The sequence below is a fragment of the Pseudomonas bananamidigenes genome (genome assembly GCF_001679645.1).
Lineage (GTDB): Bacteria > Pseudomonadota > Gammaproteobacteria > Pseudomonadales > Pseudomonadaceae > Aquipseudomonas > Aquipseudomonas bananamidigenes.
On sequence record NZ_LRUN01000083.1, the window covers coordinates 1 to 18,615 of the forward strand.

At 51.5% G+C, this 18,615-nt stretch carries 22 protein-coding genes and 4 pseudogenes; 9 read left to right on the forward strand and 17 right to left on the reverse strand.

Annotation, left to right across the window (positions count from 1 at the left end):
* From BBF94_RS24520 to BBF94_RS24540, 6 genes are all read left to right on the forward strand, one after another.
* A partial coding sequence (locus tag BBF94_RS24520; RefSeq protein WP_141676623.1) for an ATP-binding cassette domain-containing protein occupies positions 1-232 on the forward strand: 232 nt, incomplete at its 5' end.
* Positions 229-2,700 (forward strand): ABC transporter permease, encoded by a 2,472-nt coding sequence (locus BBF94_RS24525; RefSeq protein ID WP_065261527.1) that lies wholly within the window; start codon positions 229-231, stop codon positions 2,698-2,700. The genes BBF94_RS24520 and BBF94_RS24525, both read left to right, overlap by 4 nt.
* The gene (locus BBF94_RS24530; protein WP_065261528.1) at positions 2,690-3,757 is read left to right on the forward strand and encodes a lipocalin-like domain-containing protein; all 1,068 of its coding nucleotides are present in this window, start codon (positions 2,690-2,692) and stop codon (positions 3,755-3,757) included. Before BBF94_RS24525 ends, BBF94_RS24530 begins: the two co-directional genes overlap by 11 nt.
* 93 nt (positions 3,758-3,850) lie before the next feature.
* Positions 3,851-4,093 carry a hypothetical protein gene (locus tag BBF94_RS24535; RefSeq protein WP_065261529.1) on the forward strand — a complete coding sequence of 81 codons (243 nt, stop codon included), beginning with the start codon at positions 3,851-3,853 and terminating at the stop codon, positions 4,091-4,093.
* Positions 4,094-4,103: 10 nt separating this feature from the next.
* Positions 4,104-4,271 (forward strand): hypothetical protein, encoded by a 168-nt coding sequence (locus BBF94_RS28050; RefSeq protein ID WP_176704500.1) that lies wholly within the window; start codon positions 4,104-4,106, stop codon positions 4,269-4,271.
* 9 nt (positions 4,272-4,280) lie between these two features.
* A complete protein-coding gene (locus tag BBF94_RS24540) occupies positions 4,281-4,544 on the forward strand; it encodes a hypothetical protein (RefSeq protein ID WP_065261530.1) in 264 nt (87 codons plus the stop codon).
* Positions 4,545-4,912: 368 nt separating this feature from the next.
* On the opposite strand, the gene BBF94_RS24545 is transcribed toward BBF94_RS24540, so the two are convergent.
* Positions 4,913-5,719, reverse strand: coding sequence for a glycosyltransferase family 2 protein (locus tag BBF94_RS24545; protein ID WP_065261531.1), 807 nt, complete (start codon positions 5,717-5,719; stop codon positions 4,913-4,915).
* A 172-nt stretch (positions 5,720-5,891) separates the two neighbouring features.
* Between BBF94_RS24545 and BBF94_RS24550 the strand changes: the two genes are divergently transcribed.
* Together BBF94_RS24550 and BBF94_RS24555 are read left to right on the forward strand one after the other, a co-directional pair.
* Positions 5,892-6,710 (forward strand): VanW family protein, encoded by an 819-nt coding sequence (locus BBF94_RS24550; RefSeq protein ID WP_065261543.1) that lies wholly within the window; start codon positions 5,892-5,894, stop codon positions 6,708-6,710.
* 52 nt (positions 6,711-6,762) lie between these two features.
* Positions 6,763-7,737 carry a tetratricopeptide repeat protein gene (locus BBF94_RS24555; protein WP_065261532.1) on the forward strand — a complete coding sequence of 325 codons (975 nt, stop codon included), beginning with the start codon at positions 6,763-6,765 and terminating at the stop codon, positions 7,735-7,737.
* A 45-nt stretch (positions 7,738-7,782) separates the two neighbouring features.
* Here the strand turns inward: BBF94_RS24555 and BBF94_RS24560 are convergent, their stop codons facing one another.
* The 6 genes from BBF94_RS24560 to BBF94_RS24575 form a co-directional block, all read right to left on the reverse strand.
* Complete coding sequence (locus BBF94_RS24560) at positions 7,783-8,808, reverse strand: hypothetical protein (RefSeq protein WP_065261533.1); 1,026 nt, start codon at positions 8,806-8,808, stop codon at positions 7,783-7,785.
* Between the two features lie 97 nt (positions 8,809-8,905).
* Entirely contained in the window at positions 8,906-9,238 is a 333-nt protein-coding gene (locus BBF94_RS24565; protein ID WP_065261534.1) for a hypothetical protein, read from the reverse strand.
* Between the two features lie 96 nt (positions 9,239-9,334).
* Positions 9,335-9,694, reverse strand: a complete 360-nt coding sequence (locus BBF94_RS24570; protein WP_065261535.1) for a hypothetical protein — start codon at positions 9,692-9,694, stop codon at positions 9,335-9,337.
* A 247-nt stretch (positions 9,695-9,941) separates the two neighbouring features.
* The gene (locus tag BBF94_RS27370; protein WP_082302460.1) at positions 9,942-10,316 is read right to left on the reverse strand and encodes a hypothetical protein; all 375 of its coding nucleotides are present in this window, start codon (positions 10,314-10,316) and stop codon (positions 9,942-9,944) included.
* A gap of 128 nt (positions 10,317-10,444) precedes the next feature.
* Positions 10,445-10,675, reverse strand: coding sequence for a barstar family protein (locus BBF94_RS27375; protein ID WP_225875087.1), 231 nt, complete (start codon positions 10,673-10,675; stop codon positions 10,445-10,447).
* Between the two features lie 124 nt (positions 10,676-10,799).
* The gene (locus tag BBF94_RS24575) at positions 10,800-11,111 is read right to left on the reverse strand and encodes a hypothetical protein (RefSeq protein ID WP_065261536.1); all 312 of its coding nucleotides are present in this window, start codon (positions 11,109-11,111) and stop codon (positions 10,800-10,802) included.
* 250 nt (positions 11,112-11,361) lie between these two features.
* Here BBF94_RS24575 and BBF94_RS28510 point away from each other — a divergent pair.
* Positions 11,362-11,514, forward strand: a pseudogene (locus tag BBF94_RS28510) (IS4 family transposase); the annotation flags it as partial.
* A 130-nt stretch (positions 11,515-11,644) separates the two neighbouring features.
* Here BBF94_RS28510 and BBF94_RS24580 read toward each other — a convergent pair.
* The 10 genes and pseudogenes from BBF94_RS24580 to BBF94_RS24615 all read right to left on the reverse strand — a co-directional run.
* Entirely contained in the window at positions 11,645-12,001 is a 357-nt protein-coding gene (locus tag BBF94_RS24580; RefSeq protein ID WP_225875085.1) for a HEAT repeat domain-containing protein, read from the reverse strand.
* Positions 12,002-12,326: 325 nt separating this feature from the next.
* Entirely contained in the window at positions 12,327-12,824 is a 498-nt protein-coding gene (locus BBF94_RS24585) for a hypothetical protein (protein ID WP_065261537.1), read from the reverse strand.
* A gap of 296 nt (positions 12,825-13,120) precedes the next feature.
* A complete protein-coding gene (locus BBF94_RS27785; RefSeq protein ID WP_141676624.1) occupies positions 13,121-13,354 on the reverse strand; it encodes a hypothetical protein in 234 nt (77 codons plus the stop codon).
* 79 nt (positions 13,355-13,433) lie between these two features.
* Positions 13,434-13,892, reverse strand: a complete 459-nt coding sequence (locus BBF94_RS24590) for a hypothetical protein (protein WP_225875086.1) — start codon at positions 13,890-13,892, stop codon at positions 13,434-13,436.
* 175 nt (positions 13,893-14,067) lie between these two features.
* Positions 14,068-14,169: pseudogene (locus BBF94_RS28515) on the reverse strand (polymorphic toxin type 47 domain-containing protein); the annotation flags it as partial.
* 87 nt (positions 14,170-14,256) lie between these two features.
* Positions 14,257-14,601 carry a hypothetical protein gene (locus tag BBF94_RS27795; RefSeq protein WP_141676625.1) on the reverse strand — a complete coding sequence of 115 codons (345 nt, stop codon included), beginning with the start codon at positions 14,599-14,601 and terminating at the stop codon, positions 14,257-14,259.
* A 465-nt stretch (positions 14,602-15,066) separates the two neighbouring features.
* Positions 15,067-16,824 (reverse strand): annotated as a pseudogene (locus BBF94_RS24600) (RHS repeat domain-containing protein); the annotation flags it as partial.
* Positions 16,825-16,865: 41 nt separating this feature from the next.
* Positions 16,866-17,264 (reverse strand): annotated as a pseudogene (locus BBF94_RS27380) (IS110 family transposase); the annotation flags it as partial.
* A 106-nt stretch (positions 17,265-17,370) separates the two neighbouring features.
* Positions 17,371-17,766, reverse strand: a complete 396-nt coding sequence (locus tag BBF94_RS24610; protein ID WP_065261542.1) for a hypothetical protein — start codon at positions 17,764-17,766, stop codon at positions 17,371-17,373.
* A partial coding sequence (locus BBF94_RS24615; RefSeq protein WP_176704501.1) for an RHS repeat-associated core domain-containing protein occupies positions 17,763-18,615 on the reverse strand: 853 nt, incomplete at its 5' end. The genes BBF94_RS24615 and BBF94_RS24610, both read right to left, overlap by 4 nt.

Consider the following 18,615-nt stretch of genomic DNA (forward strand, 5'->3'; position numbering starts at 1 on the left):
CGGCCAGCAGCAACGGGTCGCGCTCGGCCGGGCACTGGCGTCGCGGCCTGCATTGTTGCTGGCGGACGAACCCACCGGCAGTCTCGACGAAGCGACCAGCGATGAAGTGCTGCGGCTGTTGCTGGAACTGCTCGACGACACGCCGACCACGTTGTTGATGGTCACGCACAGTCAGCGCGTGGCCGCACGGCTGGCTGCGCGCGTGGTGCTGTCCAGCGGGCGTCTGACGTGAGGGTTTTGCGGCAGACCCTGATCGCCTTGTTCAGTCATTGGCGACGACATCCGGTGCAATTTTTCAGCGTGCTGACCGGGTTGTGGCTGGCCACCAGCCTGTTGACCGGTGTCGAAGCGCTCAACAGTCAGGCCCGGGACAGTTACGCCCGCGCCAGCCAGATGATCGGCGGCGAACCCCAGGCCAGCCTCAGTACGCCAAATGGCGCGACGTTTTCCCAGCAGTGGTTTGTCGATCTGCGCCGTCAGGGCTGGCCGGTTTCGCCGGTGCTGCAAGGGCGTTTGATTCTCAAGGGCCACGAATCCCAGCGCCTGCAACTGATGGGCATCGAGCCGGTGTCCCTGCCGGCCGACAGCGCGGTGGCAGGGCAGGCGATGCCGATCGAACGCATCGTCGAATTCTTCAGCCCGCCGGGCAGCACCTGGATTTCCCCCGACACCTTGCAAGCGCTGAACCTGTCCGAAGGTATGACACCGCAAACCGAAACCGGCCAGACGTTGCCACCGCTGCTGGCGCAAAAGGACATGGCGCCCGGTGTGTTGCTGGTGGACATCGGCGCGGCCCAGCGAATCCTTGAGCAACCGGATCAACTGTCACGCCTGCTGCTGCCCAAGGATTTTCACGCGGATGTGCCGGCGGCGTTCAAAGGCCAGTTGCAGCTCAAGAGCAGCGGTGAAGAAAACAACCTGGCGCGGCTGACCGAAAGCTTTCACTTGAATCTCGACGCGCTGGGATTTCTCTCGTTCATCGTCGGCCTGTTCATCGTGCATGCCGCCATTGGCCTCGCACTGGAACAGCGTCGCGGCTTGCTGCGTACCTTGCGTGCCTGTGGTGTCAGTGCACGAATGCTGATCGCTTGCCTGACCGTCGAACTCGGGGGAATGGCGTTGATAGGCGGGTTGTTCGGCGTCGTCAGCGGTTACTGGCTGGCGAGCGTGCTGCTGCCGGATGTCGCCGCCAGCCTGCGTGGGCTGTACGGCGCGGAAGTGGCGGGGCAGTTGCGCCTCAGTCCCTGGTGGTGGTTCAGCGGTATCGGTCTGAGCCTGCTTGGCGCGTTGCTGGCTGGCGCCAACAGCCTGCTGCGGGCGGCACGGCTGCCATTGCTGGCGGTGGCCGATCCGCAGGCCTGGCATGAACAGCATGCGCGCTGGCTGCGGCGTCAGGGTCGGGTGGCCGGAGTGTTCGCGGTGATTGCCTTGATCGCGCTGGTGTGGGGCAACAGTCTGGCCAGCGGATTTGTGCTGATGGCCGGGTTGCTGCTCGGCGCTGCGCTGGCGTTACCAGTGGTGCTCAGTGCGCTGTTGAACGGCTTGCCCGGGCGCCGCCGTTCGGTGCTGGGACAGTGGTTTCTCGCCGACTGCCGGCAACAATTGCCGGCGCTGAGTCTGGCGTTGATGGCGCTGCTGTTGGCGATGGCGGCCAACATCGGTGCCGGCAGCATGACCGCCGGTTTTCGCCAGACCTTCAACGACTGGCTCGAACAACGGCTCACCGCCGAACTGTATTTGAATCCGAGCAATCCGGCCCAGTCCCGCGAGCTGTTCAGCTGGCTCACGCGACAGCCGGATGTCACGGCGATCCTGCCCAACTGGCAGGTTTCGGTGACACTGCAAGGCTGGCCGACGGATGTGTTCGGCATCATCGACCATCCGCACTATCGCCAGCACTGGCCGCTGCTCGAATCCCGCGGCGCCGATCCATGGGCGTTGCTGGCCACGGATGACGCAGTGATGCTCAGCGAGCAACTTGCGCGCCGGCTCAAGGTGCGTCCGGGTGATCACCTGACGATTCCCACGCCGGGCCTGTCATGGTCGCCTCGCGTCGTCGGGATATACGCCGACTATGGCAATCCCAAAGGGCATGTGCTGGTCAACAGCAATCACCTTTTGCGCAGTTGGCCGCAACTGACACCGAACCGCTTCAACCTGCGGATCGACCCGGCAAGGATTCCGGCATTGCTCAGCGCCTTGCAGGCACGTTTCCAGCTCGACGACAGCCGCATTGTCGACCAGGCGCGGCTCAAGGGCTGGTCGGTGCAGGTTTTTGAACGGACCTTTGCCGCGACGGCCGCGCTCAACAGCCTGACGCTCGCGGTCGCCGGAGTGGCGCTGTTCATCAGCCTGCTGACCCAGAGCCAGAGCCGCCTCGGCCAACTGGCACCACTGTGGGCACTGGGCGTGACACGACGGCAACTGATGCTGCTCAACCTCGGCCAGACCTGGTTGCTGGCGGTGCTGACGCTGGTGTTGGCTTTACCGTTGGGCATCGGGTTGGCGTGGTGTCTGGATGCGGTGATCAATGTACAGGCCTTCGGCTGGCGCCTTCCGCTGCGGGTGTTTCCTTGGCAGTTGCTGCAACTGACCGGGCTGGCGTTGTTGGCGACGTTGCTGGCTTCGGCGTGGCCGCTGTATTCGCTGTACCGTACGCAACCGGCGGATCTGCTGAGGACGTTTGCCCATGAGGATTGAATTTGTCCCGTTGGTGCTGCTGTTGATGCTCGGTGGTTGTGACAACCCGGCACCGGAGCAGAAAGGCTTCGCCGGGATGGGTGCTCAGGCCGAGGCCTTCATGCCGGTGGTGCCGGGGCGGGCATTCAGCTTTCCGGCAGATCACGGCGCCCACGAGGGTTTTCGCATCGAGTGGTGGTATGTCACCGCCAATCTCAAGGACACCCAGGGCAATGATTTCGGCGTGCAGTGGACGTTGTTTCGCAGTGCCTTGAATGCTTCGCCGCAACAGCCGGGCTGGGCCAGTCAAACGATCTGGCTCGGTCATGCGGCGGTGACATCGGCCAACGTCCATCACGCTGCCGAGCGCTACGCCCGTGGCGGCGTCGGGCAGGCCGGTGTGCGTGCGGTGCCCTTCGAGGCGTGGATCGATGACTGGCGTTTCGTCAGCCAGGCAAGCGATCCGCTGGATGACATGCAGCTCAGCGCGAAGGACAAAAACTTCAGCTATCAACTGCGGCTGACGTCCAGCCGTCCGCTGGTGCTGCAAGGCGATCATGGCTTCAGTCAGAAATCCGAACAGGGTCAGGCCTCGTACTATTACAGCCAGCCGTTTTTCCAGGCCAGCGGCACCCTGCAAATCGATGGCAAGACCTACACCGTCAGCGGCCCGGCGTGGCTCGACCGCGAATGGAGCAGCCAGCCACTGACCGCCAACCAGACCGGTTGGGACTGGTTCTCCCTGCATCTGGACGACGGCGCCCACGTCATGCTCTATCGCATGCGTCAGAAGGAGGGCGCGCCGTACCTCACCGGCACCTGGATTGACGCCGATGGCCAGACCGAAACGCTGCGCGCCGGGCAGATCAAACTGACTCCGCAAGACAACGCGAACGTCGCTGGCCGTTCGATGCCGGTGCGCTGGTCGATCGGCATCCCGGACAAACACCTGGACATTACCCTCGATGCAATCAATCCCGATGCCTGGATGGGACTGCGCATTCCGTACTGGGAAGGTCCGGTGCGCTTGAGCGGCAGCCAGGGCGGGCGCGGGTATCTGGAGATGACCGGGTATTGATCCCTTTGAAATACGTTGGAACTCTGCGGCCTTTGCCGTTCTCTATCGGGAACGCGGCGCGACTTTTGACCCGCGACCGAGTCGAGGACTCCCATGAGCGACGACCTCCAGCCCCCTGACCTCGCCACCTGGCAGCGTCTGTTCGACGATGACGCCTATTGGCAACAATCTCCCGATGCGTATTTCCTGGACTTGCAGCGTCTGGCCGATGACCTGTTCGGTCAGGGCGCCATCGACCTGGAGCAATGGCAGGACCTGACGGACAAGGCCAGGGCGCGACACAAGCATTCGCCTGAAGCCAACGTCGCCCGGGAACTCGACGACCCTGAAGCCTGAGGAGTCAGCCATGAACAGCAAAACCGACCATTCACACCCGGACGAGCCCCGGCCACCGGGCGAAACCGAACGGGATAACGATGCCCTGCGTCCGACCGATCCCACCCGTCGCAAGGACAGCGGCAAAGGCACCCCCAGCGGCGAATCGACAGCCCAGGAAACCGCGAAGCAGCGCTGAACGGCATCCATGTTCCTTGGCGGCTTGAGAGGGAAGGGAGGGAGTCGCCGCCAGGTCGTGCATTCCGTCGCCAAGTATCTCGACACCGATGTGGATAAAGGTCTGCTTGGCTCAGCCGGGGGGATCGGTGAGTTGCGTAACGCCGTGGGCGGCAGCAATCAGATTGGTGAGGCGTTTCGCCAGATTCAGGTACAACTGAAAATCACCGGAATTGATTCAGTGAAAGAACGGGTCAGCCTGGAAACCCTTCAGGCACTTACAAGGATGTATTAAAAGTGACCAGTGAGCACCAAAGTTGAGTATTAACTCTACAGAATGACTGTTCTTGTACAAGTAGTGGTATGAGAACAGTCATATAAAGTTTTCCCGAGCGGGGCATTCGGGAAGTTTGTCGGGAAATATCGATGATCAGTGGTTTTTAACGTTTTAGTACATAAAATTCATTTTCAATTAGCACGACATATCTGCCAACTTCCATTAAAATCCTTCCCGTTCGCCCAGTGTCAGGGCTCTTTACCGGTGCATGGATTGCCAGGCCATTACACTGGGCGGACACCTCCTCAGAACAGAGGACCAAAGAATTCGAATAAAAAAGGGCGACTGTAAAGTCGCCCTTTTTATTGTCTGCGGAATTTCACCGGTCACATGCCTTGCTGTATCTGAATACGTCTGAGTGTTTGCTGATACATCGTGGTGCGGCGATGGCTTTTCGCGTAGCCACCGGCAGCCGCCACGGTGCCGGCCTGGATGTGATCCAGGTAACGGAAAATCGTACGCGGCGACAGAAACCTGATGCCGTAACCAAGGCTGCTTAATCGATCCTGCAGCGTGTATCCCGGAACCCGGTCGTCCATCGAGAAATGCAGGCCATGGGCCTTGATCAACCGGGCATTCCACAAGGTGCAGAAGCTTTTGAGGTGGGTTTCACGATACGGCTTTGGCTCTCGGGAGCGCAGGCCCAACTGCAGTTTTGCCCGCCGGAAATAGTGTTTGAAGTAACGCGAAGACAAGCGCCAGGCCTCTCTTAAAACACCCCGGTCAAGCTGTTCGACACAACCGACTGCCGCTGTATCCAAAGATTGCATGCACTCTTTCATCATCATTGAAAAGACACGGCTGTCGTAAACGAAAGTGTCGGTGTGCAGCAAAAAAAGATAATCGGTTTCAAGCTTTTCAAGTGCCACATCAAGCGCTTTGCCGTGAGCGATATGACCGGCTTCTTTGCCGGGAGAAGGTCGCTCGATCAAGTTGATCCAGTCCAGGGTGCGCAAGTAAGCCAGACTTTCATCGGCAGAATCGTTGTCCACGACCCATACCGGGATCCGGTTGTCCTTCACGTATCGTTCGAGAAACTCCAGGCACATCCGCGTCATGTCCGGCGTCTTGTAATTGACCAATACAAGACTGAATTTGGGCTGTTTTTCCGAGGGGATTTCAAACGCTTTCATGGTCAGGGCTCACATCGGATCGAATGGTTTCGCAGGCGGTAATCAACACACAGAAGCCGCTGCTATGTGGCCCGGATGGTAGGAACGCAACCTTAGTTCAAGCTTAATTTCGGTTAAGATGCGCCGCCCTGTTCGGATCAAGGAAGACAACGGCCTGCGCCGTTCGCCACGGATGAAACCACTTTCCCTCTACCACCCGGCGCTGTACCGGCTGCGCGTGTGGCAAAAAAGACTGTTCCGCCACATCGCCTGGCACTGCTCGGGCAAACGCTATGCACGGCCTGCCGCGACGGCTGAACGCTTGCCGTATCGCTACCTCAAACACACCTCGAAACTGATCCGCAAACTCGGCGACTCCGACCTTGCGCTGCAACACAACAAAGTCATCAACCTCAAACTCGCGGTCGCCGCCCTCGACGGTGCCACCATCGCCCCCGGCGAATATTTCTCCTTCTGCCGCCTCGTCGGCCGCCCGACCCGAAAACGCGGCTACGTCGAAGGCATGGAACTGTCCTTCGGCCAGGCCCGCACCGGCATCGGCGGCGGCATCTGCCAACTCAGCAACCTCATCCACTGGATGGCCATTCACTCACCCCTGGTCGTCATCGAACGCGCCAACCACAGCTTCGACCCCTTCCCGGACGACGGCCGCGTCCTGCCATTCGGCTCGGGCGCGGCGATCTTCTACAACTACATCGACCTGGTACTGCACAACCCGACGGACCGGAGCTTTCAGCTGAAGTTGAAAGTCGGGGAAACGCAACTGGAGGGGGAATTGTTGAGCGACCGGGAACGGGAGTTTCGGTACCACGTGTTTGAGGTGGGGCACCGGTTTGTGCGGGAGGGGGAGCGGGTGTTTCGGGAGAATGAGATCTGGCGGGAGGTGCGGGAGAAGGGGCAGGTGGGGGCGTTGGTGGTGAGGGAGAAGTTGTATGGGAATCGGGTGGTGGTTAAGTATGCGGTTGAAGAGGAGGCTTTTGAGGTGACGTAAATCTTTTGGTTTGTAGTTGACTTTACTTTGATCGATGCACAAGGACGTTTCAATGAACCGTAGTTTCAAGACGTTTATCCCTGCCAGCGTGGCAATTTTTATTCTGCTCAGCGCTGGCAACACGTGGGCACAGCCGCCGCGAGCATTGTACGACGCGATGAAGGGCGGGGTTTGTTCGCCTAACTCGGAGCGCTTGCATGAGGACGCGGTAAAGGGCGACCTGCAAGCACAGCTGGAATTTGGCAAAGCCATTCAGGAGGATCTTTGCGGGGTGGTGGAACAATTTTCACCTGGCATGCCTGAGGATTGGTTTCGCAAACCCGCAGAACAAGGTAATGCCGAGGCACAAACCGAACTTGCCCACGAACTGAGTTCGGACTGGAGCATAGAAGGTGAAGACGCCGGGGTTTATTGGAGTCTGAAAGCAGCTGAGCAGGGCAATGCGAAAGCGCAATTCCAACTGGCGCAGATTTACCATCGGGGCGGTCGCTCGATAAAAAATCTCAAGGATATGGACAAGGCTCTGGCCTACTACCGCCAGTCCGCCGAGGGCGGTTATCCCAATGCCTACATGCTATTGGCGATGATCTACCAGAAAGGAGATGGGGTTCCACAGGATGATGTAGCGGCAGCCAAATGGTTCCGCAAGTTTGCCGAGACAGGAAATGCATCCGGGCAGTTTTATCTTGCAGAGGTCCTGGCTGAGGGGCGTGGTGTCGAAAAGGATGAAGCCAGTGCCTTCGGTTGGTTTGGCAAGTCGGCGGCTCAGGGAAATGAATACGCCCAGTATGAAATGGCTCGGATGCTCGAACAGGGCCGTGGAACGAAGCGCAATGAACGTGAAGCTGCCGGTCTCTATCGCAAGGCGGCCGATGCCGGATATGGCAAAGCCCAATTGGCGTTGGGAAACATGTACGCACAGGGCAGAGGTGGTTTGACCAAGAGCAAAGCCAAGGCGAAATTCTGGATGCTCAAGGCAGTTGAACGTTCGGCTCCAGGGGCAGAGGAGGCATTAAACAGCCTTTGAAGTTGTACGCGACAAGGGGCGACAGAGGTCGCCCCTTGTCAGCCATCAGACTTCCTGTTTCCAGGCTGAGAGTGTTATCACGGTGCCTTCTTTTTCCTTGTTGCGTATTTCCACTTTATAGGTCCCGCCACCGATATAACCTTCGACCAGTGCTTTTTTGTCATTGCCGCTGATCTCGGCGTCTTTGGCTTGCTGTTTGTAGAAGTCCAGTACGCTTGTGTAGTCGGTATAGGTACGCAGGATCACCTCGAACTCATGTTTAGGCCGGCCAGCCATCTCATCCCAGTCACCTTCCATGGGCGTGCCTTCCATGCCGGGTGTCGTGAATTCGCCATGTGCTCCGGCTCCGATCAAGTGAGCCCGTTGAGGAAGCATCGAGAGCATGGGTTTGGGGAAGTCGGCGGGAAGTTGCGAGGTGGTCCACGCCCCTTTTTCCGGATCTGTAGAAACATATTCGACAGTCGCAATTTTCTGCGCACTGGCCCGTGTTTCCGGGTCATCACTTTCGGCGCGGATGGCCAGCATGGGCGGTAACTGTTTGCTCCAGGTTACAAGAGAAGCGGCATCATCTTTTTTCGAGCCTTTGGGCTGGAAAATAGTCAACACCGTGTCCGGCAGATCATTGCAGGTCAACGCTTCTTCTCGGGATTTTACTGTGCAGTGCCCGTTTACCAATCCGACCGCAACCAACTGACCCTTTTCATCCAGCAGCAATGCAGCCCGCTCGAGGCCGTTGTTCCCGTCGTTCATCGCCGTGATCATGATTTTTCCGGCAGGAACTCCTTCGTCAAAAGATGAAAGTTCTGAATCCAGTGATTCGAGTACCTGTTGCACGATCATTGTGTTGTCGTTTGTATAGCTGCCTGTTGCATAGCCGAGGAAATCAACCAATGCGGAACGGATCGCCGGATCATCGTTGAGTTTCGACAGACTTGGCGAAGAGGGATCATTTGTCAGTAATAAAACAATTGTACCGTCGGAACGGTGCTCTGAGCGTAGAGACAGGGCAGTTGCGTTAACTGAAAAAATCAGTGCGAGAAATAGGGTTAGGGGGCGTGTTAGATTTATCAAAAGACAGTCCTTTGTGGTGGTTAAATCCGGATTCTATGTTTAATGTTTCTCGTGTAAATCAAAAATAAATATGTCCGGTTTGGTTGGGAAATGTTTTTTAGAAGTAAAAGAAGATACCTTTCTTTTTGTCTATTGCTGTTTTTATGAGGTTGTTTATTTTGTAAAGATCTTCTATGTCATTTTTTTTGCTAATATTTTCAAATATCTTTAGTGAGGCTGTTAGGTCGATCTGACCTTGGATGCTTTCATCTTCATGCTCATCAATTATTTTTCCAAGCTTAGAGTTTAATTCTTCAAACAATCCGGTATTGGATAGTTGTCGAAATGCTTCATCTGTAAGGGAAATCTCTTCTAAGTCGCCAGGAAGAGAATTATCTACGTCAAGCCGGTGCATCGCGTCTAGTGAAAGTGGCACTGAAATGATTTTCAAATCATGGCTCCTTGTTGGTATACGTAAGCTTATTTTATTGAGAGAAAGGGGCGGATTGATTTTCTTCAATAAAAATAAATCTATCCCCTTTGAATGTTATTTGTATTTTTCTTGCAATGCCTTCAGTGTGGCCTCGAGATGCAAATTTTCTGTAAGTTTTTGTGTTTGACACCACTCCATGATGCACTCCACGGCCTCGTGAAAGGGCAGCGAAACGTGGCTCTCCATGAATTCAAATGCAATACCATCATCTAGATACTCTGGAATGTTATCTAGATCATCATCAGAACTGATGTATATCCCAGACATCTCAATTCCAAATCCTTGTGACTGGATGAGGCTTTCCAGTGCTTTTGGAAGAAAGCTAGAGTTGTTCAGTGACGAGGAATCCAAGAGGTCAAGTAAACAATTGTGAATTGTGTTTTTTTGATCCGTGGTCAGCGTATTCATAGTCATGTCTGCCACTTGCTTTTGCTTGGCTGTATCCGGAGGCAGCGGCCTCTTTTTCTGCCTAAAATATCTGGTCAATAGATGTTATGATTGAAAAGGGGACGGATTTATTTTTTAACGAAAAATGAATCCGTCCCCTTTGGGGTTGAGTCGATCGCGCCAAAACACTCTGTAACATCAATTGAGAAAATCATCGTGCTCTCCAGCGAGAAATTAATACACCGGTTTGAATAAGATGTTGGAAATGGATGTTTTAATATTCTTCATTCCATTCCTTATGGGTTTCAATGGCTATCTTTAGCCATGCGCTAAAATCAGCATGTTCTCCGTGAAGTTCCCATCCCTCTGAAGCATATGCATGTATTATTAGAACTTTTGGATTGCCGGATAAGTCATCTCCGTCAAAGCAAGCAATGTCATCATTGGCGTTGAACTTTGCGAAAGGAACTAATGTGCGGTTGGGATACAGATTTTTTAGCGTGTTGTGCCAGTAATTTATTTTTCCCTCTTGATATGTTAGCAACCACCAAGGTTCAATGTCCGGTTCAGGTTCCGTAGTCGCGAATTCTATGAATGTACCAGGGAAGTTGTAGTTTTTAAGATGTTCAATGTTGAGAAAAATTTTCATTTTGTCTGTTTGGAAAGTGTTTGGACTGTTTTTGAAAAGTGGGCAGATTTACCCATTTGCCTAGTCCTTCGACTATTGACTTGATACCTGCTAATGGATGTCCCCTCTGATGTATTTTTTACTAGCGGCTACTCTAGATGATAGTTAAATTTGTCCTCCCATCCGAAGCTCACATCCTGTTGCTTTGTGCGTTCAAAAATCTTAATTATTTTATTGTATGAATCCCCCATGCTCTTTTTTGAGAGTTCAGAATTTTTCCATATTAAATCTATTGGGCGCTCCACGCCCGTGCTGAGTAGATCCCATAAAGCGTTGAGGTTGTTTCCATAAAAATCTGTCGCCGAAAAAGCAATGGCTATTTCTTTATGAAATTATTGCTCTGATGAAATGGTTAAGCCATTAAGTGTAATTATCATCTAAAAATTACTTCCAGGTCCCAATAGAGCTAACGGTTTCATAATGGTCCTCTTTTGGGGCTTGGTTTTATAATTTTACTTGCGTAAAGCTACTTGCAATTATTGTTAATACAGGTTTTGGGTGTCGGGCGCAAAGAAAAGAGTAGCTTTTTGACTCTTTTTCTAAATCATTCTTGTCAATCATTTTCATAAGTTCTGAGTCTTGCATTGAGATTTCGGCTATTTCCTCGCCTTCCGCACCTATGCTCTGAAATGCAACAAGATCCTCAAATTTAAGTATCCAAACTTCTTCTTTCCAATCTTTAAATTCTATGGAAAGTTTTCCTGGGTGGCTTGTTATTTTTTGTATTGTGCCGTCAGAGACGGAAAAGATGTTCATTTTACATTCCAAGGTGCTTTTCACCAGGTAGGAAGTCAGTTATAAAAATAAATCCGTCCCCTTTGGGGCTGTGATAGTTGCGAACACACACCAGAAAACCCAGGACACAGCACACATGGATCGTAGACGCCAAATTCTTCAGCATTAACAGCAACGTTTCCGCCGCCATGCTTCGAACTGTGATGCTTATGCTTTTTTCAATTTGCTCACGGCTCCCGAGTTGCTGCAGCGTGTGGAGTCGGTGCTGCCAGTGCTGATCGCGCAAAAACGCGTTGGAAATCGACCTGGTCGCATCGAACCGCGAGCCATAAAACGAAGACCTCAGGTCTATCCCTTGCTGACCCAGTCCCGTCGATCAGCAAGGGCGGATGTGAAAAAAAGCGGGCGCGCCAAACATGTTAAATACGTGCCATTCAAATCTTTCCCCTTCTTTCGTCCCTTTTTTTCTTGCATAGCGTTACCTTGTTAGGTTGATTCGGCTTTGATCAGCAAGTTGTTGAGTTCAGGTTCAATTTCATCGTGGGGGGTGTTTTTTATAACTTCTTTGATAAAGGTTGCATATTTTTTTCTATAGGGACTTCTGCCCAGTCGAGTTCATATATTGCAATCGTTTTTACATCTCTGTAGTTTGATTCGGAAAGTAGAAGTTTCAGTATTTCTATTGAGCGCTCAGTACGGTCCTCGCCCAGTGAAACCGCGCAACGTTGCTGCCAATACTCTGGCTTAGAAAGTATCTCTGTCGTTAAGCGGTCCCATTGTTGTTTTGTAAAGTCTATCAGGACGGTTTTTGCAACAAGCTCCGTGGTGTATTCTGTCCAGTTTGAATCTTCCGAATCACCAATCCAGGCACAGAGTTTTTCATAGGTTTCATCTTTTTCAAAGTTGCTCACGGAGTCGCTCCTGTTGGATATGATGAAGTAACGGCGCCGTTTTCTTTGATGACCTGCCATTCAACACCATCAACAATTTTTGTGTGTTCGGTAACGAGAGTTCCAGGTTCATTTCTTAAGACCTTACCAGGCTCTGCTGCTACTTCATCAGTATTTTAGTATTTTTGCATCACTCCAACTCTTAGGTGCGAAGGTATGCCGATTGGACAAAAGGGGACAGATTTATTTTCAGTTTTAATCAGCAAAAAATAGATCTGTCCCCTTTGAATTCTTTGGATTAGAAAAATAAATAAGTTTCCTCTGAATATAGGCCTCGTTGGTGAACTCAGTTGCGAAAGTAGAGCTCGTCTATCTGCCGTCGTCGAATCGATAAATATTCTTCCCAGATTTTCGGAAAGTCTTCGTCGCGGGTAAGGGGGAAGGTCAGGTAAATGTGTTTACCACTAACGCTAATATACTGCCTCGTCCGTTTGAATGCGGGTTGCTCGTGAACTGATACACTCTCATCATAACCATCGTGGCGCTGCTGGATGCTGATCCGGTGCGGAGCAATCATTCCTCGTGAAAAGTCGATGACCCAACTGCTTTCCACGGCAGTGGTGAGGTAACCGTACACGCCATTGTCGGATAAGCGAATACACGATCTAGCGTGTACGCCCTCATCATCGTTTACCAGTACGATTTGGTCGTTGAAATAATTGATGCGGCTTTGATTAGGACCTGTTAGCAGAAGACCCCAACCCTCTGCTCCCATATGGAACTCACCTGTATTGTTAAATTCTGCAATCCAATCATTCGGTAGGATGATTTTGTGTCTGCTCATGTTGAGTGCTTTAGTTGCTTTAGTTAGCTCAAAAAAAGGCGATTTATTTCTTCAAAGGAAAATGAATCTGTCTTTTTGGTAAAAAAGGAGAAAGATTTATTTTCTTTAACGAAAAAATGAATCTGTCCCCTTTTGGGTGTGATTTATATGTTGGTTGGGTAGAAGCTGAGGTCGTTGGTTGAGAGTTCTATAAAGGTTGGTAGCGTTAATTTTTGATTGTCTCCTTCTAATGATAAGAATATGACGGAGTTTCCAAGCTTTAGCACGCCGCATCCGTAGTCAGTAATGGAGGTTAATTATCCGGTTATGTAAGTTGCATCGGGTTTTGAGCGGATTGATGGGCTGGATTTCTCTGAAATTAGTATGTTTTTATTCCAAGAAAATTCATCACCAATCTCCATTTCGATGTACTGATTTTCTTTTGCCCCTGGAGCTATGAGGTTTGAATAGCCTTTTCCATAGGGGCTTGAAAACTCAATATATATACTCTCAGTGAGAATTTTAATTATGCGTAATATAGTGATTTTCATCTATTTGGTTCCTTGATTTGCAGGGACGAATTTTTTTCAACGAAAGCAAATCCGAACCCCTATGATTGCAGAATGGCGCCTAGAGCGGGTATTCACAGCGCCATGGCGTGGTGAACAGTTCTGGGTCAATGTTGAGGTTTTCAAGAAGGGCGTTGATTTCCGCTTCGGAGTTCATGGTTTCTATTTTCACGATAGTAATCTCTCGGTCGTCCACGCCATCACTTGTTTCAAGTGTTTCGGTGGGAATTGTGAATATTACTAATGTATATCGGGAATTTTTTGATTGATGGATGAAATCGTAATATTGATGTGGGTCATTGGTGAATTGGTATTTATAAATGGCATATAAGGAAATCCATTTTCTTAGTAAATGGTTTTCGGATTTTAGCTCTTGTGCAATGTTGTTGTAGCCTGTTCCGTTGAGCCCGTACCATACGCTTCTTGGGATACATTTCTGTGCTGTCATTTTTGCCCCATATTCTTTTGGGCAGTGGATTATTTGTTTTGTTTTTGCTGGTGTGCACGCAGTCGTGATCATCCATGTATCTCAAGGTTTTAAAATTGTTCCCTATTATCCAGAATGGGAAGCCGGTTTTTTCGAATAGTAGCGCTTTGAGATCAGTAGAGGGCTCTAGTTTCCAGGTGTGAGTTTTATTTTTTATTTGCTAGGTTCTGCTCTTCTAAGACAGAGTCGATTTCTTTTTCCAGGTAGTTCATTGCGGGTCTCCAATTCTCGCGCGTGATACAGGCACTGATTCTAATAAGATATGTCCTCTAACTGCGCCACTAGTTCCGCGTTTCCCCGGCGTTTGGTATCCAACATGTGAAAAGGGGACTGCTGAATAGGGGGTAGGTTTATTTTTCTATTTTCTTCAGCGAAAAATAAACCTGTGTCCTTTAATTTATACTTCAAGCATAAAGTCTTCGATTTTCTTAATGTATTCAGCCTTGTTTTTTGTTCTGAATTCCCCTAGGAATATTTCAGAATTTTTTAGAGGTTTTCCTTTGTTGTCATACTTAATTGTTAGGAAATCAACTACAAATTCCCCCGATGGGTCTCCTTCCGGTTCAACTCTGGAGTCAAAGCAGTGTCCCGTAGCTCGTCGAACTCCACCTAGTAAAACTGAACTGCTAAACCACTCTGCAGTTTCAGGGGCGAGGTCAACCTCGAAAAGGTTGTTGATAGTGATTGTCCATCCACTAGGTACTCGTAGGGGTTGGAGTTCGTATTCAAGCTTGGTTTTCATGTTATTTGGTGTTTCCCATATATTTTTTAACTTGTTCTGGAGAGGCTGGGAAACTGAATGATTAAAAGGGGGCGGATTTATTTTCTTCAGCGAAAAACAAATTTTTCCCCTTTAGTCTGGTTTGTTATGAAGTTTTGTATTTTTTCAAGCATTCAAGAAGGACCGACATGAAGTGGCGCTTATCAATGGGCTCATCAGAAAAGTACGTAGTGATTTCGGAAAAAACGCGATTAAATTTCTCATTTTTGTTTAAAAAAAATGTCAATGTGTCAATGTACCATTGCTGCTCGCTTACGATGCGTTTTGTAAACTCAGGCTTGATCAGGGTGTTAAATAGGTGTGTTAACTCATCATCATTATTTATGTCGGTTTTTGCAATTAGGTCTTCTACGGTTTCATCTTGATCGCTATTTATGTCGAAAGGGAATAGTAGCGATGGGATTATGTCAAGTGTCGGTTCTAGTTTCATTTTTCATATTTCGGGAATGATGTTTTAGGTAGGCCGTTATCGTCGAGAATTGTCACGGCTTTTGTTTGTTGCTTGTATTTTGTTCCGCCCTTTTTGAAGCCTTCTCCGATCGTTCCACCCATGCTCATAGGACGCTCAGCTAACGCTTTATTGCCGGTATTTTTGTATATGCGCATCGCGCGTTTAATAGCTGTAAGTTGTGCTTTGTGGCTGGTGTATCGTGTTGAGTTCGGTGTTATCGGCTTTCCATTTCCGTAGGTTTCAATTACGCCGGTGGTTGGGTTTTTGCCAGTCGCTGCTCTATCCATCTGTGACTGAGTGGTAGTCTGTGCGCCATGTTTTTCAAGGAAGTGATACCTAGGCGAAAGATCTTCCATCGCCTTTAGCTCCTTGTATGCCATTGCTTCTGTTAGCTCATGAATCCTAGCTTGGCGCTCAGCCCGCGTCATCGTTGGTGGATTAGGTTCTCCGTCATTAACAACAGCTTTTTTTGTCGGATCGCTAACATCCCCTGATTGCGAATCCTTATTACCAGGACAGCTATTCAATCCCAACGGATCCACCCAACCCGTAGGGTTAGGCACGTACTGGTAGCTATTCAACCCACCCGCAAGCTTGATCGGATCCGGCGTCAAAAACCGTCCAGTCCCCGGATTGTAGTAGCGATGCCGGTTGTAGTGTAGGCCCGTCTCCGCGTCGAAATACTGACCCTGGAATCGCAACGGGTTATCGATTTCGCTGACGTCCAGCGCAGCGAGGTTGCCGTAGGCGCGGTACTTCGCGGACCACATGATTTCGCCGCTGTAGTCGGTGAGTTCCTGTGGCGTGCCCAGGTGATCGAGCTGATAGTAGAACGGCGTTGCCTTGCGCGGGCCTTCGCCGTCGAGCATGGCCAGCGGGCGGAAGCTGCCGGGTTCGTAGATATAGGTGCGATAACGGTTTTCACCGCTTTCGGCGATCAGGCGTTCGCCTTGCCACAGGAACTCGGTGGTGTGGCCGTCGACAGTTTTTTCGATGCGGCGACCGAAGGCGTCGTATTGGTAAGACGCGGTGCTGCCACCCGGCAGGCTGACGCCGATCAGTCGGTGCTGGCAGTCGTAGCGATATTCAGTGACGAGTTTCTGGCCAGCGCCACGGCGCTCGCGGATCAGGTTGCCATAGGCGTCGTAGTCGTAATGGCGGTCGCCCTGCATCAGCAAGCGGTTGCCTTTGACGTTGGCGAGGTTGGCCGTGCCTTCGTTGTTCTGGCCGAGCAGGTTGCCGGCCGGGTCGTGGGCGAAGCTTTCCGGTGTCGCGCCACGTACGCTGGTCAATCGATCAAGCGGGTCGTAGTGGAAGCTGCGGTTGCCTTTGCGGCTGTCGTCGATGCCGGCGAGGTTGCCGTTGGCGTCGTAGTTGTAGCGACGCTGGAAAAGGTTTTTCTCGCGTTGGCTGACGCTGTGGGCCTGCAAGCGGCCTTGTTCGTCATATTGATACTGGCTGAGCAACAGGCCTTGCTGGCGCTGCTGTTCGCGACCGGCGTTGAACTGGTGGCTGGTCAGGCGTGAGCCGTTGAGATCGATGCCGCTGAGCATGCCGCCGGGTTGGTGGCGGTAGTCGAGTTTGCTGCCATCGGGCAGGCGGCAGTGCTTGAGCTGGCCGACGCTGTCGTACTCATAACGCAAGGTGCCCCAGCCCTGATGTTCGGTGACGAGGCGATCTTGCAGGTCGTATTCGTAGGCGAGCGGCCAGTGTCCGTCGTCGACGTTGACCATGCCATTCGTGCCATTCGGGACAGATCTATTTTCTGAGTCCGACTGCGTACCAATTGAATGCGTTTACGCGCCAAATCTCGCAGCGCGCGTTCTTGCGGCGGGTGGATATATCCCGTCCGTAAAATCCCAAGTCGCAACAAATGCGCCAGGGCCGCATCATCCTTGTCATCGGCATGCTTCAAACCGTCGTAGCGTTTCATCGCCACAGGATGGGCCAGTTTCACCTCGAAACCCGCCGCCTTAAGGCCATCGACCAACCAGTACCAGTTGTAGGTCGACTCCACCACGACACCAACCAATTCAGCACGATGAGGCTCAAGCAGTGAAAGGATCGGCGTCAGCTCATTGGGGCTGCGTCGACTGACCAGTATCCGATCCGTTTCGTCGGTAATCACCACAACACTGTTGTTCGAATGCAGGTCTATGCCACAGAATTTCATCACGGCCTCCTACGCAAAAAACTAAGTTCGCACCTTGAATTTTGCGCCACCTCCGTGAGGTGGGGAGGCGGCCAGATGATTCTCAGATTTGTCTATTTTTTTGGGTTCAGTCTAGCGGGTACTCGCAGTTCCATGGGGGCGTAAATAGCTCGGGGTTTATATTATTTTCATAAAGAAAAGAGTTTATTTCTTCCTCTGTTTCCATGGTTTTGCACTTTGTGATTGTCGTGTCGTTGGCGCCAATGCTGTCTCTTGTTTCGAGAAAGTGGGTTGGGATGGTGAATTCTATAATGACGTATTTAGAATTTTTTGCATCCTCTAGAAACTTGTAGTAACTCTCTCCGGGGTATCTATTTTCAAAATTTAAATGATAAACAGCGTAGATTGCAATCCACTTTCTAAGTGACTCATCCTGCGAAGGTAGTTCCTGCGCAATCTCTGTATATGATTTTGCTTCCAAACCCCACCAAACTTTTCTAGGGATAGTCTTCTGAGTGCTCATTTTTGTCCTTCAAATTGGTTTGGCCAATAGATTCTTATAACTTCCCCTTTCACAGGGTGAAGCTGCAAATGTGGATGAGCACCATGTGGGTCGCTAGGGTCGTGATTCGCCATTGTGACTTTTCTTGTCTTAATGTCTGAAACCGGTGTGTCATCCCAGTGATAGTATTTTTCGGGTTCTTTTGTTTTTCTAAAATGCGTTTTGGCAGTCGCTGAGTTGAATTCTTCGGCGTTTCTATATCCTTGGCCCGCATATTTCCCCAAAAATAGCTCTTCAGCTTCAGCTCTGCTGTTCACGGTGACGGAGGTAGCACCTCGATCAAGTGCGTCTGATGCCCTTTTAACAGAACCATTCGACCACGGGATCTCGGGTGCCGAAGGTTCTTTCGTATCGACTCGCGCCTTCTCTGTTGGTGCAGTTGCGTTTCCTTGACCATCTCCATCTGGTGGGCATCCATTCAACCCCAACGGATCCACCCACCCCGTAGGGTTAGGCACGTACTGGTAGCTATTCAACCCACCCGCAAGCTTGATCGGATCCGGCGTCAAAAACCGTCCAGTCCCCGGATTGTAGTAGCGATGCCGGTTGTAGTGTAGGCCCGTCTCCGCGTCGAAATACTGACCCTGGAATCGCAACGGGTTATCGATTTCGCTGACGTCCAGCGCAGCGAGGTTGCCGTAGGCGCGGTACTTCGCGGACCACATGATTTCGCCGCTGTAGTCGGTGAGTTCCTGTGGCGTGCCCAGGTGATCGAGCTGATAGTAGAACGGCGTTGCCTTGCGCGGGCCTTCGCCGTCGAGCATGGCCAGCGGGCGGAAGCTGCCGGGTTCGTAGATATAGGTGCGATAA

Excerpts from the sequence above, each read along its gene's own strand:
- BBF94_RS28050 (WP_176704500.1), top strand. The coding sequence starts at position 4,104 with ATGAACAGCAAAACCGACCATTCACACCCGGACGAGCCCCGGCCACCG.
- BBF94_RS24545 (WP_065261531.1), bottom strand. The coding sequence starts at position 5,719 with ATGAAAGCGTTTGAAATCCCCTCGGAAAAACAGCCCAAATTCAGTCTT.
- BBF94_RS27795 (WP_141676625.1), bottom strand. The coding sequence starts at position 14,601 with ATGAAAACCAAGCTTGAATACGAACTCCAACCCCTACGAGTACCTAGT.
- BBF94_RS27370 (WP_082302460.1), bottom strand. The coding sequence starts at position 10,316 with ATGAAAATTTTTCTCAACATTGAACATCTTAAAAACTACAACTTCCCT.
- BBF94_RS24585 (WP_065261537.1), bottom strand. The coding sequence starts at position 12,824 with ATGAGCAGACACAAAATCATCCTACCGAATGATTGGATTGCAGAATTT.
- BBF94_RS24590 (WP_225875086.1), bottom strand. The coding sequence starts at position 13,892 with ATGATCACGACTGCGTGCACACCAGCAAAAACAAAACAAATAATCCAC.
- BBF94_RS24555 (WP_065261532.1), top strand. The coding sequence starts at position 6,763 with ATGAACCGTAGTTTCAAGACGTTTATCCCTGCCAGCGTGGCAATTTTT.
- BBF94_RS24575 (WP_065261536.1), bottom strand. The coding sequence starts at position 11,111 with ATGAACATCTTTTCCGTCTCTGACGGCACAATACAAAAAATAACAAGC.
- BBF94_RS27785 (WP_141676624.1), bottom strand. The coding sequence starts at position 13,354 with ATGAAAATCACTATATTACGCATAATTAAAATTCTCACTGAGAGTATA.
- BBF94_RS24535 (WP_065261529.1), top strand. The coding sequence starts at position 3,851 with ATGAGCGACGACCTCCAGCCCCCTGACCTCGCCACCTGGCAGCGTCTG.
- BBF94_RS24610 (WP_065261542.1), bottom strand. The coding sequence starts at position 17,766 with ATGAGCACTCAGAAGACTATCCCTAGAAAAGTTTGGTGGGGTTTGGAA.
- BBF94_RS24540 (WP_065261530.1), top strand. The coding sequence starts at position 4,281 with ATGTTCCTTGGCGGCTTGAGAGGGAAGGGAGGGAGTCGCCGCCAGGTC.
- BBF94_RS24550 (WP_065261543.1), top strand. The coding sequence starts at position 5,892 with ATGAAACCACTTTCCCTCTACCACCCGGCGCTGTACCGGCTGCGCGTG.
- BBF94_RS24530 (WP_065261528.1), top strand. The coding sequence starts at position 2,690 with ATGAGGATTGAATTTGTCCCGTTGGTGCTGCTGTTGATGCTCGGTGGT.
- BBF94_RS24570 (WP_065261535.1), bottom strand. The coding sequence starts at position 9,694 with ATGACTATGAATACGCTGACCACGGATCAAAAAAACACAATTCACAAT.